The 14,091-nt window shown below is 59.3% G+C and carries 15 protein-coding genes and 1 other RNA gene; 7 read left to right on the top strand and 9 right to left on the bottom strand.

Translation table 11 applies throughout. From position 1 onward, the window contains the following. The first annotated feature begins 37 nt into the window (after positions 1-37). From ED655_RS04345 to ED655_RS04335, 3 genes are all read left to right on the top strand, one after another. Positions 38-415: an AtzH-like domain-containing protein gene (locus tag ED655_RS04345; protein WP_122049239.1), complete on the top strand. Its 378-nt coding sequence runs from the start codon at positions 38-40 to the stop codon at positions 413-415. A 231-nt stretch (positions 416-646) separates the two neighbouring features. Next, the gene (dps, locus tag ED655_RS04340) at positions 647-1,183 is read left to right on the top strand and encodes a DNA starvation/stationary phase protection protein Dps (RefSeq protein ID WP_023979065.1); all 537 of its coding nucleotides are present in this window, start codon (positions 647-649) and stop codon (positions 1,181-1,183) included. 290 nt (positions 1,184-1,473) lie between these two features. Next, positions 1,474-2,904 (top strand): beta strand repeat-containing protein, encoded by a 1,431-nt coding sequence (locus ED655_RS04335; protein ID WP_122049137.1) that lies wholly within the window; start codon positions 1,474-1,476, stop codon positions 2,902-2,904. Positions 2,905-3,049: 145 nt separating this feature from the next. Here the strand turns inward: ED655_RS04335 and ED655_RS04330 are convergent, their stop codons facing one another. The 4 genes from ED655_RS04330 to ahpC form a co-directional block, all read right to left on the bottom strand. Then, entirely contained in the window at positions 3,050-4,033 is a 984-nt protein-coding gene (locus tag ED655_RS04330) for an aldo/keto reductase (RefSeq protein ID WP_122049136.1), read from the bottom strand. Positions 4,034-4,091: 58 nt separating this feature from the next. Then, entirely contained in the window at positions 4,092-5,204 is a 1,113-nt protein-coding gene (locus tag ED655_RS04325) for a DNA topoisomerase IB (protein ID WP_122049238.1), read from the bottom strand. 139 nt (positions 5,205-5,343) lie between these two features. Beyond that, the gene (gene ahpF / locus ED655_RS04320; RefSeq protein ID WP_122049237.1) at positions 5,344-6,903 is read right to left on the bottom strand and encodes an alkyl hydroperoxide reductase subunit F; all 1,560 of its coding nucleotides are present in this window, start codon (positions 6,901-6,903) and stop codon (positions 5,344-5,346) included. 83 nt (positions 6,904-6,986) lie between these two features. Beyond that, entirely contained in the window at positions 6,987-7,550 is a 564-nt protein-coding gene (gene ahpC / locus ED655_RS04315; protein ID WP_023979070.1) for an alkyl hydroperoxide reductase subunit C, read from the bottom strand. 143 nt (positions 7,551-7,693) lie between these two features. Between ahpC and ED655_RS04310 the strand changes: the two genes are divergently transcribed. Further along, positions 7,694-8,635 (top strand): hydrogen peroxide-inducible genes activator, encoded by a 942-nt coding sequence (locus ED655_RS04310; RefSeq protein WP_122049236.1) that lies wholly within the window; start codon positions 7,694-7,696, stop codon positions 8,633-8,635. Positions 8,636-8,797: 162 nt separating this feature from the next. Here the strand turns inward: ED655_RS04310 and ED655_RS04300 are convergent, their stop codons facing one another. Together ED655_RS04300 and ED655_RS04295 are read right to left on the bottom strand one after the other, a co-directional pair. Beyond that, positions 8,798-9,427, bottom strand: a complete 630-nt coding sequence (locus tag ED655_RS04300) for a transglycosylase SLT domain-containing protein (RefSeq protein ID WP_023979072.1) — start codon at positions 9,425-9,427, stop codon at positions 8,798-8,800. Between the two features lie 626 nt (positions 9,428-10,053). Then, complete coding sequence (locus ED655_RS04295) at positions 10,054-10,266, bottom strand: hypothetical protein (protein ID WP_023979073.1); 213 nt, start codon at positions 10,264-10,266, stop codon at positions 10,054-10,056. Between the two features lie 178 nt (positions 10,267-10,444). On the opposite strand from ED655_RS04295, the gene ED655_RS04290 reads away from it, so the two are divergent. After that, positions 10,445-10,822, top strand: coding sequence for a hypothetical protein (locus tag ED655_RS04290; RefSeq protein WP_240993495.1), 378 nt, complete (start codon positions 10,445-10,447; stop codon positions 10,820-10,822). Between the two features lie 103 nt (positions 10,823-10,925). Here ED655_RS04290 and ED655_RS04285 read toward each other — a convergent pair whose 3' ends face one another. Then, entirely contained in the window at positions 10,926-11,171 is a 246-nt protein-coding gene (locus ED655_RS04285; protein WP_122049134.1) for a hypothetical protein, read from the bottom strand. Between the two features lie 4 nt (positions 11,172-11,175). Then, entirely contained in the window at positions 11,176-12,084 is a 909-nt protein-coding gene (gene thyX, locus ED655_RS04280) for an FAD-dependent thymidylate synthase (protein ID WP_062164076.1), read from the bottom strand. A gap of 171 nt (positions 12,085-12,255) precedes the next feature. On the opposite strand from thyX, the gene ssrA reads away from it, so the two are divergent. Together ssrA and ED655_RS04270 are read left to right on the top strand one after the other, a co-directional pair. Further along, positions 12,256-12,588: a transfer-messenger RNA gene (ssrA, locus tag ED655_RS04275) on the top strand. Between the two features lie 251 nt (positions 12,589-12,839). Then, positions 12,840-13,364, top strand: a complete 525-nt coding sequence (locus tag ED655_RS04270) for an SspB family protein (RefSeq protein ID WP_122049133.1) — start codon at positions 12,840-12,842, stop codon at positions 13,362-13,364. A 106-nt stretch (positions 13,365-13,470) separates the two neighbouring features. Here ED655_RS04270 and ED655_RS04265 read toward each other — a convergent pair whose 3' ends face one another. Continuing rightward, positions 13,471-14,088 carry a TetR/AcrR family transcriptional regulator gene (locus ED655_RS04265; protein ID WP_122049132.1) on the bottom strand — a complete coding sequence of 206 codons (618 nt, stop codon included), beginning with the start codon at positions 14,086-14,088 and terminating at the stop codon, positions 13,471-13,473. Between the last annotated feature and the right edge of the window lie 3 nt (positions 14,089-14,091).

Here is a 14,091-nt window from a genome sequence, read left to right as displayed (position 1 = left end):
AGTATGAAGAATGATTCCCGTGAATAAGGGCGCGCCCATGGACCTTACCGCATACCCCGAGACGATTTCTGCCCTTACCCTAGCTTCGGACCAATACGAAGAGGCTCTGGCGCAAAATGATGTCACCACCCTTGATGCGTTGTTCAGCAATCAACCGAACGTGATCCGCCTCGGCGCGACTGAAAACCTTTTCGGACCGGAAGAAATCGCTGCGTTCCGCCGTGAACGCACAGGTGGCGCTCCCCCCCGTGAACGCCTGCGCCGCGACATCATTTCTCTTGGTGCCGATGCGGGTTGTGTCACCATCGTGTTTCGCAATCTGCGCAACGGGCGCATCGGACGTCAAAGCCAGACCTGGATCAGACAGGACGCTGCGTGGAAGGTCATTGTCGCGCATGTCTCGTTTCTCGCGTGATCTGCCTGCATCAGAGCGTTGAGTATTCGAGGTATGAGAGACGGGACCTGGTTCGGAAAGCATCAGGAATTACCGTGATTGACGACCGCGTCCCTCACACCATGATGAACTATTCGACATGAATAAGAGCCCCAGTTTGACGAGGCTTTAGCGCAACCGGCTCCCCTCAGGCACGTTTGGAGTTCATCGCTTTGCGCGAATGTCCGACATCAAACTTGTTAGGGTAGATCAATGACCACGAAACACGCGATGCATACGACCCAGAATGCTCTGAAGTCCAACGCCAAGACCGTGTCGATTGAAACGCTCAATGCCCGCCTTGCCGATCTGATCGACCTGGCGCTGATCACGAAGCAGGCACACTGGAACCTCAAGGGGCCGCAGTTCATCGGCGTGCACGAAATGCTCGATGGCTTCCGTGACAGTGTTGACGATCTGGTGGACAAGGTTGCCGAACGTGCCGTGCAGCTCGGCGGCACCGCCTACGGCACAGTGCAGGACGTCTCCAAGAATTCGGCGTGCACGCCCTACCCCACTGACGTTTACAAGATCGCCGATCATATCTCCGCCCTGATCGACCGCTACGCAACGGTTGCGAACAACGTGCGTGAATCCATCGACGTGACGGATGAAGCCGGCGACGCCGATACGGCCGATCTGTTCACCGAAGCCTCTCGTGCCCTCGACAAGCATCTGTGGTTCCTTGAGGCCCATACGCAGGAGCCGACTGGCGAAATGCGCGATGGTGATCACAAGGGCGCACGCTGAGTATCCACCTTCCTGTCCACGGGAAGAGATACGGAGACCCTGTCGCGTTTTTCGCGGCAGGGTTTTTTCATGACGGATGAGTCAAGAACAGTATAAAATCAGCCTCGGCGCCGAAAATGATGAATTTTCGATAAATATATGAGTGTTATTCCGTAATTTTATGAAATTTAACGACTTCACACCCTTTCTGAGCATTAAAAATCTAAAAATAACGTAACTGGCCTGGTTACATGGCGATCTTTAACGAAAACTCCTAGGACCCAAGAGCTTCCCTATGGAGAATTAATCGTTTGAGCATTGTTACAATAGTAGGTACATCCGGCACGGCTATCCAGGTCACTGTCGGGGGAGGCAAGGCGCAAGCGCTGGCGCAGACCTATGCGCAGCAGATGGCTGATGCCTATACCCGTAACACTCTCACTACGGTGCTCCTGTCTGAGTCGACGAACCAGACGGCGACTACGAGCGGCGCATTGCTTGAGGGCCTGATTACGACCGGTGGCAGCTTCGCCCCCCTCGGCACCTATGATTTCATTGGCGTTGGTGGATGGGCCGGTTCTGGCAGCCAGCCTGGCCAGACATTGCTCAACGACCGTGTGACCATTGACGGCGCGGGCCTGACGCCAACAGCAACCCTCTCTGTCCTGGGTGGCAGCACGGCGGGTCTGACCTACGAGGCGGGCAGCGGCGATGGCAGTTTTCTCGGTCTGTCCGGCGACAACTATTTCAACGGCAACACAAGAAGCGCCAGCTGGACTATCGTAACCGGCACAGGCAACGACACCATTCTCGCCACCAATGGCGTCAACTCGATTGACGCTGGAACCGGCCGAAACCTTATCCAGCTCCAGAAAGGCGTAAACACTGTCTATTCGGAAGGAGAGGATACGGTAACGGGACAGGAGGGCGGCAAGACATCGCTCACACTGACAGGTGGGAATTCGGTCGTGACGCTGGGAAGCAACAGTCTTGTAAGTGATCAAGCCACGAGCGGCAGCCATATCACGGTTGGGAATGACAGCACCGTACAGGCTGGCCAGGGGTCAACCATCATTTTCTCTGGCAATAACGGCACGATCTCGGGTGCCCATAACGATACTGTCTCAGCCTTGGGCAATCTCTCAGTTCTGAATGGCTCCGGGCAGACCCTGAGTGTCGATGGTGCGCTCCAGTTTATTGCCGGTACCGGTGCGACCAATATCACAGCAGATCAGGCAACACTCTGGGGTGCTGATGGCCTTAATGCTCAAGTGGATGTCAACAAGATCTCGCTTTGGACTGGCAATCAATCTGGCAGCAGCAGCGCCGAAATGATCAATGCTTCATCTTCGAAGGGATCGTTCGAAGCCTGGACGGGTGCAGGTCAGCAGACAGTCATCGGCAGTGAAGCCTCGGATCACTTTGTGTTCGGTACCCAATATAGTGGCAATGACGGGATGACCTTTGCCACTGTAACCGGCGGTAGTGCCGCTGCAAACACGTTTGGGGTGCTGGCTGGCCATACGGCGGGTGATATCACGATCACGGATTTTGCAGCCGTCAATGGCAACAAGTTCTTCATGTATAACTACAAGCCCGCAGATGCCGCCTCTGCTGTGCAGAGTCTTCTGGCCACGGCAACGGTGTCGGGCGGCAATACCTCCATCATGCTCGACAACAACATGAAAGTGACGTTCATGGGCGTGACCGATCTCAAAGCCAGCAGTTTCGACATCAGCTGATTTCAGACCAAGCCGGAGCCTTGCCCGCGCATGAGTGAGATGCATCTTGGGTTCCCGCAAGCCGATGTGACGCATTTGCTCTCGATGACCTGTGCGCTGCTCAATGCGGGTCGCCCGCGAAGTCATTCATGACCCGCCAGGCTGATCAGCGATCAACCAGCGCCATATTGGTCGTATTATAGCGCTGCCCCGTAACGGTCCCGGCAGTAAGGGCCCTGTCGAGCGCAGCAATATCCTCATCACCAAGACGCACATCCAGCGCACCCAGATTCTCGTCCAGATAGCTCTGCCGCTTTGTACCTGGAATAGGCACGATGTCCTGTCCCTTTGCCAGCAACCACGCCAGGGCAATCTGGGCCGGTGTCGCATCATGCTGGCTGGCAATCACACCCACAATCTCGGCTGCCTTCTGATTGGCTGCAAAGGCCTCACCCTGAAAGCGCGGATCAGTATGACGGAAATCGGTCGCAGGATAGGACTCTGCTGGCTTCGCCGTCCCGGTGAGGAAGCCACGGCCTAGCGGGCTGAACGGTACGAAACCGATCCCCAGTTCGCGCAGGGTAGGCAGGATATCTGCCTCGACATTACGCTCCCACAGCGAATATTCGCTCTGTACGGCTGCGACGGGATGCACGGCGTGAGCTTGTCTGATGGCCGTTGTGCCAGCCTCAGAAAGGCCGAAATGCAGAACCTTCCCCTCCTCGACAAGCCGTGCCACCGCGCCCGCTACATCGGCCATGGGCACGGTCGGGTCCACACGATGCTGATAGAGCAGGTCGATATGGTCGGTCTGCAGACGTCGCAGCGACGCCTCGACCACTTCCCGGATATGATCGGGGCGACTATCGACGCCGCAGGATTTTCCATTGTCGATCTTGAAGCCGAATTTTGTGGCGAGCTTGAGGGCACTGCGCCGTCCTGCCAGAGCGCGGCCCAACAGCTCCTCATTCAGAAATGGCCCGTAGACCTCAGCCGTATCGAACAGGGTAATGCCACGCTCTATCGCGCGGTCGAGTGTGGCCAGGCTCTCGCGTTCATCGGCAGCACCGTAGGACTGGCTCATCCCCATGCAGCCCAGCCCCAAAGCCGAAACACGCAGCCCTGATGCTCCAAGAACGCGATATTCCATAGACCGACCCCTTAACCTGCAGAATTTCCAATCCGGCAGACACAAAGCGGGGCGCGGGTCAGGGTTTCGTGCGTGACGATGGTCTTTTGGCAGGTTTGTCAAGCAAGCGGCTCAGATACCCCACCATGAGCGCCTCATCGGCGCTCAGGCTGGTGCGTGCGCTCTCCTGTTCCAGCAGGGTCTCGGCCTGACGAGCAAAGGCTTCGCGCAGGCTTCCGTCTAGATAACCGGTCAGGATCTGCGGATGGATATAGCATTTGCGGCACACGGACGGGGTGTTCCCCAGTTGGGACGCGACATGCTCGATCGTGCGCAGGATGTTTTTCTTGGCCCTGGCCCGGCTGTCGCTTGCCTCGAGGCTGGACAGCGTCAGCGCTGCCAGATGGGTCGCCGCCCAGGTTCGGAAATCCTTGGCAGTGATATCCTCTCCGCTGATTTCCTGCAGATAGGCGTTCACGTCCTGGGAATGGATCTCGTGCGGTTCGCCCTCATCATCGAGATACTGGAACAGTTTCTGTCCGGGCAGATCCTGCAGCCGTGAAATCACGCGGACGAGTTTGGGGTCACGCACGTCAAGATGTGCCTCGATCCCGTGTTTACCCCTGAAATCCAGCGCCAGCTTTCCTCCCTCGATATGCGCATGCCTGTGCCTGAGTGTGGTCAGGCCAAAGCTGCGATTATCCCGGGCATAGGTCTCGTTGCCGATACGCGCCATCGTGCGTTCCATAAGGCGCACCACGGCAGCCAGCACGCGCGCCCGGTTGAGGCTGGGATGTCTGAGGTCGTCATCCACGCGCTGTCGTATCAGAGGCAGCTTGTCGCCAAAGACCAGCATACGCGCAAATTTGTCCTCGTCACGGATCAGGCGCCATCTGGGGTGGTAGCGATATTGCAGCCGGTTCCGGCTGTCCTTGCCCACCGCCTGCAGATGCCCCTTCGGGTTGGCGCAAATCCATACGTCCCGATAGGCAGGAGGAATTGCGAGCCCCTGGATGCGTGTGAGTTCCTCCGGGGCGGTGATACGATCTCCCGAAGGGTCGCGATAGAAAAACCCCTTACCTGCGCGGTGGCGGGTGATACCGGGGCCGGAGCGGTCCACATAGGTCAGGCGAGCGGACCGGGCATGTTGGCGTGCCTCCTGCTCGGCACTCGCTGTTGTCTGGCTTTGCATGGCGCCCATTCTCCCGCTTCGCGCGGGTTGGTCCCCGTGCATGGGTGGAGAAAAGCGCAACAGGGGCAGGAGGGTTCCCCCTCCTGCCCCCGCCCTGCAAGTCCACGGCCTGACCCGTGCCCGATTGTTCCCACAGGCGTTACTCGGCAGGCAGACGGATCAGATAGTCGAAGGCGGAAAGGGCGCTCTTCGCTCCCTCGCCCACGGCAATCACGATCTGCTTGTAGGGCGTCGTCGTCGCATCGCCTGCGGCAAAGACGCCCGGCACAGAGGTTGCGCCGTGATCATCGACCTTGATCTCGCCAAAATCGTTCAGTGCCAGCGTATTGCGCAGCCACTCAGTGTTGGGCAGCAGCCCGATCTGGACGAACACGCCTTCCAGCTCGATCCTGTGGTCCTTGCCATCGCCACCGCGATAGGTCAGGCCGTTGACCTTGTTACCGTCACCCTCAATGCGGCTCGTCAGCGCCTCGGTCAGAACCGTCACATTGGGCAGGCTGCGCAGCTTGTCCTGCAACACCTTGTCGGCCTTGAGCTTGGAGCTGCGCTGCAACAACGTGACATGACCGACGATACCTGCCAGATCGATGGCCGCCTCGACACCACTATTGCCGCCGCCAGCCACGGCAACACGCTTGCCCTTGTAGAACGGGCCATCGCAATGCGGGCAATAGGCCACACCCTTGGTGCGATACTGCTCCTCACCCGGCACACCCAGCTGACGCCAGTGAGCTCCTGTGGTCAGAATGACCGTGCGGCTGTGCAGGATCGCCCCGCTCTCAAGCGCGATGCCATGCAGCCCACCCGGTCGCGCGGCGGGGAAGAGTTCCTTGGCACGCTGACCGGAGATGATCTCCACATCATAGCTGCGCACATGGGCTTCGAGCTGGGCAGAGAGCTTGGGTCCCTCGGTTTCTTTGATCGAGATGAAGTTCTCGATCCCAGCCGTGTCCATGACCTGACCACCGAAGCGGTCAGCCACAAGCCCCGTCCGCAGTCCCTTGCGTGCTGCGTAGATGGCAGCTGACGCGCCAGCAGGGCCGCTGCCGATGATCAGCACATCGAAGGCAGGCATGTCCTTCAGACGCTCTGCCGCACGACGCGGGGCGTCGTCATCCAGCTTGGCGAGGATCTGGTTCACATCCATGCGGCCAGAACCGAAGGCCATGCCGTTCAGATAGACCTGTGGCACAGTCATGATGTTCTTCGATGCCACTTCCTCCTGGAACAGGGCACCGTCGATGGTGGTGACATTGATGGCCGGGTTGAGCACGCTCATGGCGTTCAGGGCCTGCACCACATCAGGGCAGTTCTGGCACGACAGCGAGACGAAGATCTCGAAGCGGAACTCGCCTGCGAGCCCCTTGATCTGCTCGGCAATTGCCGGCTCGATCTTGGGCGGATGGCCACCCGCCTGAAGCAACGCCAGCACGAAGGAAGTGAATTCATGCCCCATCGGGATGGCCGCAAAATTCACGCCATGTCGGCTGTCGCCACGACGGATCAGGAAGGACGGACGACGCTCGCTGACACCGTCTTCCGAATAGGTCACTTTATCGGAAAGGGCAGCAACTTCCTGAAGGAGTTCACCCATCTCCCGCGCTTTCGCGCTCCCGTCGAGGGACGCTTCAAGCACGACCGGGTGGCCCAAATTGGCGAGATAGGTCGAAAGCTTTGACTTGATGGGGTCCTGCAACATCAGGCTGATCCTGCTCTTTCCGAAAAACTGCGCCGGATGATCCCGGCGGGGTTGGCCCGGCATGAAAGCCGGGCCAGACGACCTCAGATCTTGCCGATCAGGTCGAGCGACGGAGACAGGGTGGCTTCACCCTCTTTCCACTTCGCAGGGCAGACTTCGCCCGGATGCGACGCTACATACTGGGCTGCGCGGATCTTCTCGATCAGCTCGGCAGCCGAGCGGCCGACGCCACCGGAAGTGACTTCGATGTACTGGATCTTGCCTTCCGGATCGATCAGGAACGTGCCGCGATCGGCCATTCCGGCTTCCTCGATCATGACATCGAAGTTGCGGCTGATCGTGCCCGTCGGGTCGGCCAGCATCACATACTTGATCTTGCCGATGGCTGGCGACGTGTCGTGCCATGCCTTGTGTGTGAAGTGCTTGTCGGTGGAGACCGAGTAGATCTCGACGCCAAGCTGCTTGAAGGTCTCGTAATTCTCGGCGAGGTCTTCAAGTTCGGTCGGGCAGACGAAGGTGAAGTCAGCGGGGTAGAAGAAGAAGACAGACCACTTCCCCTTCACATCGGCTTCAGACACCTTGATGAACTTGCCATCATGATAGGCGTCGGTCTCGAAAGGCTTCACGGTCGAATTGATGCGTGGCATGCGATATGCTCCCTTTTCACATCTCTGTTTGATGACGGGCTCTTTGTCCCACGAACACGAACGCCCCGGAAATCGTTTCTGTCAATGGCAGATATAGGCAAAACCGCTTTCACAAACCGGTCACATTGGTCTTATCTATGGATATGACCTATATTCCTCTTTCCGGGCTTTCCCTGCGTGACATCGAGTATGTGGTGGCTGTCGATGATCTTCGCAATTTCTCGCGTGCCGCCGAACGATGCGGTGTCAGCCAGGCCGGATTGTCGGAACAGGTCCGCAAGCTTGAAATGCTGCTCGATGTCACACTGTTCGAGCGCTCACGCCGCCATGTAGCCCCTACGCCTGATGGTATCCGGCTCATCGCCATGGGCCGCGAGGTTCTGGCCTCGGCCCGCGCGATGATCGAGGCTGCCCGTGCCCGCACGGGTCCGCTGGAAGGATTGCTGCGCATCGGCGTTATCGCAACGCTGGGCCCCTATTATGTGCCGAGCCTCCTGCCCCTGTTGCGCCGGTCCTATCCGGAACTGAAATTGCAGCTGACCGAGAGCCTGACCAACACGATGCTGGCCCGCCTGCGCCAGAACGAGTTGGATCTCGTCTTTGCAGCCTTGCCCGTTTCGGGAGAGAGCTTCGAGACCGCGCCACTGTTCGAGGAGCCCTTTCTGGCCGTGTTCCCTCGCACGCACCCATTGGCAGAGCGCGAAACACTCGCCATGCAGGATCTCGCGGGCGATCATGGCGAGAACGGCTTGCTACTGCTCGAAGACGGCCATTGTCTGCGCGATCAGGCGCTGGCTGTCTGCGGTATGATGCCCATGCGCGACCAGCAGCGCCTTGCCACCAGTCTGGAAATGCTCTGGCACATGATCGGTGCCGGCGAGGGCTATTCGCTCATTCCGCAGCTTGCCCTGCGCAACCGTGCCGAATGGGACGAACTCGTGGTCACGCGCACGCTGCCTTCAGCCAGCCGACAGATCGGCCTGGTCTGGCGCAGCTCCGATCCGCGTGGCCCAGCTTTTCGTGAGTTCGCCGCTTTTCTGGCGCGTCATATTCCTGAAGGATGCCGCCAGGTTGGCGCTGCCTGAGACAGCGCCCGAACATCATGGGCCGCCCCCCTTCTCATTACTGACCGGGATCGAGGCCTCGCAGGAGGGCAGAACCAGTCTGGCGGCTTCAGTACAATGCAAATACACCGCTCAGATCTGCCATCCCTATCAACCACACGGAATGGATCTGATGCAGGATATCTAGAAAAGCCAGCTCCAGAATCCCTTGTCCTTGAGGTCGTTCTCACAGCTGGCATATTGCGCGGCATAGACGTTGGCCCGTGCACCTACCTTGCGCGCGACGGTCATGAGCCACCCCTTGCTGGCATAGGATCGCTTGCGGTACCCGCCCCAGCCCTCGTGATAGGCCAGATATTGCCGCATCCCATCCGTCACGGGCACTCGGTTCTGCTTGCGGGTGTTGGTTACGTACCAGTTGATGAAATCGAGCGAGTCGGCGAAATTCTCACGACTGGCGCTGGTATCGGTCGCCTTCTGATAGTCCTGCCAGATATCCGTCTTGGCCTGCGGGTACCCGTAAGCCGTGGTGACGTAGCCCCAGGGGATGAACCACAGAATGTAGGTGCGCTTCGTATGCAGGTTACTGTGGTACCCGGATTCCTGATACATGATCGCCATCGGAACGGAGAATGGCACATTCCATTTCTTCTCCTGGCGCAGCGCCGCATGATACCAGCCCCGCTTTTCGTGAAAGACCGAGCAGATATCATCAGGATGCGCAGGCGGCGCGGGCGTACAGGCAGCAAGGCTCAAGGGCACGAGGCAACCGCCTGCGAGGCCAAGACGCCTCACCGATTTTCTGGACGACAAGATCGACACCACCCCTCGGAATCTGCTGCCACACCACGCCCCGACATGCCGTCCGGGCGCTTCTCTCATAGCACAAATTATGTCGGGCTTATGGTTGATCGGCTGGCACAGCACCGCCAGGGGAATCGTCCGGTGCCGTTCGGTACACTGGAGAGACGCTGACCCGATCGCCCCGCCTTTCCCTCATACAGCACAAAGGCGTCAGACACTGACACCGGCATCGGGTATCGGGTATCGGGTTGTATCGAGTGGCGAAACAACGTTCCCCTCAGGACTCCGCCGTTCGAACAGGGCTCAGGAACAGGGGTTCAGCATCGCGTGATCCTGCGGAGCTTATTGCAGCAAAGAAAGCGGCCGAACCACAACATTTGAGAGGCGCCACCCCGGTACAAGACAAACCCTGAAAGCTTCTGCCTCCTTATAGAAAAGCCCCTGCCCTGACCGACGACATCAGAAGCTTCAACGCCCTGTCCATGTTCATGACCCGACGAGACGATCCGAATCCCTACGCTGAGGTCCGGGTTCTGGGTCTGAAATATAAGGTCTGACCTTCGCGCCTGCCTCAAAAACGAACCACTGCCTCCCGATCAGTCTGAGCCGACAATCGGGGAGGCTCACTGCGCGGTTCAGCGCTCCGTCGTGACGCCGCGCCATTCATCACGGGGGACGAGCGAGAGATCAGCAGCGCAGCTGCCCACCATGTAGCGGTCTGCGTCCCAGGACCAGATTTCAGGGGCGTTTAGCGGCTCCTCGCCGCCATAGGTGGGAAGCGAGGATGTCAGGCCAACCGCGCCAGTCTTTATTGCCTCGTACAGGCTGTCCAGTGTCGGATACATCATGGGATTTTGCCTCCTTATCGGGCCTTTTTGTTCATCCCCGGTATTGTTTTCCGGGTTGGATGCAGAACCAGCAGCAGGCTTCGGGGTTTCGGTCAGACCCACTGCGGAATCCCTCACTTTTCCGACAACGTCACACAGGGGGATCGTCGCACGCCACCCTTGAGCAGTAATGAAAACCATGACCAGAGACCCAGCTTCCACGAACTCGGCCTCCGCCCATGACACCGTTCATTCTGAAGGCCAGAAGAGCAAGGCCGAGCGCGATGAAGCCGAGCGGCAACGTCGGCTCGGGCTGCTGATCGACCGGCTACCCGCACGCCTCGCAAAAACCGTGCGCTGGTTGCTCGCGCCGTCGAGGATCTGGATCCGTATTCCGGCGGGGCTTCTCTTCATGGTCGGTGGCTGCCTGGCTTTCCTTCCTGTTCTTGGCGTCTGGATGCTGCCTCTGGGCTTTTTTCTGCTGGCGGAGGATATCCCCCTTCTGCGTCGATGGAGCGGCAGACTTCTTGCCTGGATCGAGCATCGTCATCCCAGCTGGATGGGGCTCAATTCCTGAATGACGCCTCGCCCACCCAGGCTGGGTGGGGCGTTCATTCCGCTCATGGATAATAAGACTGTCCGACCATCAGCAGGCGCATAGCCCGATCGCCGGAACAAACTCAGTGCGTCGGGTTACCCGCTGGCGCCGGTATGGGGTTGGTACGCACGCACGCCGTCTGCGCCTTCGCAGAAGGATCGCAGAGCGGCAGTTTCTCGGCGGTGGGAATGGGCCAGAACAGCCTTATGCCAAGCGAGATCAGCACCAGAACAAGCGCAACGATCGCCCAGGGCATGATCGAGGGGAGTTTGCGCTGCGGATCGGGGTCAGGCACCCCGTCCTTCATGATGCGGTGCAGATCGTTCACCGGGTCAGCCCTTGACCAGAACGGCCTGCATTTCGTCCCATTCGCGCTTGCTCAGCCCTGAATCGGCCTGTGTCACAGTCTCACCGGCCAGCTGGCGCTGCAGCACGGCAATCATGCCTGCCGAGAAGGTGAACGCGCCCAGTCGATAGTCCTCGAAGGCCGATGCCGTGATGGGCACCCAGGCACGCAGGATATCGAGCATCGCCTCGGCATAGACCCGGATCTCATACTGCGCGTGGCTGTCAGCACGCAGGCTCAGGAAGTGCAGCAGGTTGTGGAGGTCAATCTTCCAGTACCACTGCGTGTAGGTGTTGAGCGTCAGGTTCATGCGCGCAAGTTCACGCGCCAGACCATAGCCCTCGGGGTCGAGCATCGTCTCGTAATTGTCATAGCAGCGCGAGGCGTCCTGACGCAGCAGGTCGAGCACCTCGGCGGCCTTGTCGGGCGAAAGCGCCTCAGCACGACCCTGACGGTTGGAAACGCTCTGGGCCGAAACCTGCTCGGGATCGGGCAGATAGAATTCGCGGTCGAGAATCGAGTAACGCGCCGAATACTCGTTCACGTTCGCCATACGATGGCGAATCCACTGACGCGCCACAAATACAGGCAGCTTCACATGGAACTTGATCTCGCACATCTCGAACGGCGTCGAATGACGATGGCGCATCAGATAACGGATCAACCCGGTATCCTCGGATACCTTCTTGGTGCCGCGCCCATAGGACACGCGCGCAGCCTGTACCACCGCGCCATCATCGCCCATGTAATCGACCACACGAACGAAACCGTGGTCGAGCAGCTCGATCGGATTGAAAAGAATCGCCTCCAGGGCAGGCACGGTCGGCCGGCTCGTCTGAGAGGGCGTAAGGCGGGAGGCGTCGATCTCGGCGCGTTGTTCTGGTGTCAGCGGCATGGGCCGAGGCTTACCACAGGAATGCCGGCTTAGACACCTGCACTTCGCCTCGCGAGACAATTTGTCCGCTTCTGACACCCCTACATATCAGGCGCCATCAGGAAACGGGCACTCATGGTTCATCACGATTCAACCGGCTTGGTATGACGCGCGGAATGCGGTGACAAACCACCCCTTGCCGGGCGCACAGCAACACCCTATATGCATCGGTGCCGGAGGGCTTGCCCTTGGCTATGGCGATAAACGGTAAGTGGAATAATCGTTACGGACCCGGGGGCAGTGCCCGGCGTCTCCACCATTCCTTCCCGAGGGCTCTGCCCGACGGAAAGTCAGGGGACGAAACAGGCTCGACGTGCGTGGTAAAGACTTATCTTTTGCCCGGCATTGTACCGCCGTTATCGGGCTAAATCACAAGTGCCAATGATAACACAAAGGTGCTCGCTGTCGCTGCATAAGCGATAAGCGCGGTTCGGGAGGGCACCGGGCAACAGAAGCCCTCCCACTTTTCAGATCAACATGGACTCCAGATAGCAACGTCAGAGGCAAGTTCTGCCTGAACAGCCGTCGTTCGGGCTTTCGGGTGTTATGCGCCTCCGCCCGGAAACGTCCTATCGCGCTGCCTAACCACGCCATGCAGTCGGGGCGGGTTCAGCCCGCGCATGGGTGAAACACTGCGCTTCCCTGCAAGGCCTTGCCATCCCGCATGAAACGTCGCATCCCTGCGTGATCAGTTTTCGCAAGATGGATCTTCCAGAATGAATGATGATCAGGGTGACGGCATGGATCACGAGCTGCCAGAAAGCCTGCTGCCTTACGATGAGTGGGTTGAAGACGCCTATCGCGAAGTCATGCTGCGTGCTCTCGATTATGCGGGCGCCGAAGGACTGCCGGGCGAGCATCATTTCTATCTCACCTTTCTGACCGATTATCCGGGCGTCATCATTCCCGATCGTCTGCGTGCGCAGTATCCGCATGACATGACAATCGTGCTGCAACACCAGTTCTGGGATCTGAAAGTAGACCGCGATGCCATGACGGCCTCCGTCGGCCTCTCCTTCGGGGGGATCGGCAGCGTTCTGGTCATTCCGTTTGCCGCCATCACGGCTTTTGCTGACCCGCATATCCGTATGGCCCTGCGCTTCACGGTTGCACCGGGCGAGATGGCGGCTGAAGCCGAAGAGCCCGAGGCTGAACCCGAGGAGGCCGAAGCCACCCACCCAGCAGCCAGCGAGGATGGCCAGGTTGTCAGTCTCGACGCTTTCCGCAAGCGCCCTCACTGAACGCGGCTACCGCGCTCTGACGACACCATCCCAAAAGGGCGCCCTCGCGGCGCCCTTTTGTCTTTCAGTCGTTCTGACCAGCACGGCGGTAGACCGGCCTTGTCCCTCAAGCCGCATTCACAAGCCCCAGAACGAGCTTTTCCATTTCCGTTCTGACATCCCTGTCCGCCTCGCTCCTGACCAGTTGAGGGGCAAGTTTGAGGAGATGCAGCAGCACGACACCACGAGCAGCGGCACTGGCTTGTGCTCTGGGTTCTGCCTTCTCCAGAATACGCACCACGCGGCCCTGAAACTTGGCGCGCCACTGCGCCGTATGGTGCTCGGCGTCGGGTCGCGCCGCCAGAAGCAGCGTCGTGTAATCGCGCTCCTCGCGCTTATCCAGCCAGACATCTAGCAGCGCACGGGCCAGTTCTCCCCCCGCTCCGGGCCGGACGGTCTCGCAAAGCTGATCGAGCACGGCAAGGCGGTCATGGATGAACCGCTCAAGAAGCGTCGCGGCAATGCTCTCCTTGGTGGGAAAGAACCGGTAGAGCGACCCGATGGCCGTGCCCGAGCGCGTGGCGATCTCGGTCATGGTCGTCCCATCGACCCCTTTTTCGGCAAAAACCGCCCCGGCAGCATCGAGGATACGCGCCACTCTCTCGCGCCCGCGCTGCCTCTTGGGCGCAATTGCGTTTGACTTATGCGAGGATTCCCTCGCATAAGTGGCGGGTGACGTTTCCATCAG

Origin of the sequence: Asaia bogorensis (genome assembly GCF_900465345.1) — a bacterium.
Classification (GTDB): Bacteria; Pseudomonadota; Alphaproteobacteria; order Acetobacterales; family Acetobacteraceae; genus Asaia; species Asaia bogorensis_A.
The sequence above is the reverse complement of the archived record's forward strand: the minus strand, read 5'-3'. Positions and strand labels throughout refer to the sequence as shown.

Coding starts and splice junctions, on each gene's coding strand:
- ED655_RS04330 (WP_122049136.1), bottom strand. CDS start 4,033: ATGGAATATCGCGTTCTTGGAGCATCAGGGCTGCGTGTTTCGGCTTTG.
- ED655_RS04265 (WP_122049132.1), bottom strand. CDS start 14,088: ATGGAAACGTCACCCGCCACTTATGCGAGGGAATCCTCGCATAAGTCA.
- dps (WP_023979065.1), top strand. CDS start 647: ATGACCACGAAACACGCGATGCATACGACCCAGAATGCTCTGAAGTCC.
- ED655_RS04345 (WP_122049239.1), top strand. CDS start 38: ATGGACCTTACCGCATACCCCGAGACGATTTCTGCCCTTACCCTAGCT.
- ED655_RS04270 (WP_122049133.1), top strand. CDS start 12,840: ATGAATGATGATCAGGGTGACGGCATGGATCACGAGCTGCCAGAAAGC.
- ED655_RS04325 (WP_122049238.1), bottom strand. CDS start 5,204: ATGCAAAGCCAGACAACAGCGAGTGCCGAGCAGGAGGCACGCCAACAT.
- ED655_RS04290 (WP_240993495.1), top strand. CDS start 10,445: ATGACCAGAGACCCAGCTTCCACGAACTCGGCCTCCGCCCATGACACC.
- ahpF (WP_122049237.1), bottom strand. CDS start 6,903: ATGTTGCAGGACCCCATCAAGTCAAAGCTTTCGACCTATCTCGCCAAT.
- ED655_RS04295 (WP_023979073.1), bottom strand. CDS start 10,266: ATGATGTATCCGACACTGGACAGCCTGTACGAGGCAATAAAGACTGGC.
- ED655_RS04310 (WP_122049236.1), top strand. CDS start 7,694: ATGACCTATATTCCTCTTTCCGGGCTTTCCCTGCGTGACATCGAGTAT.
- ahpC (WP_023979070.1), bottom strand. CDS start 7,550: ATGCCACGCATCAATTCGACCGTGAAGCCTTTCGAGACCGACGCCTAT.
- thyX (WP_062164076.1), bottom strand. CDS start 12,084: ATGCCGCTGACACCAGAACAACGCGCCGAGATCGACGCCTCCCGCCTT.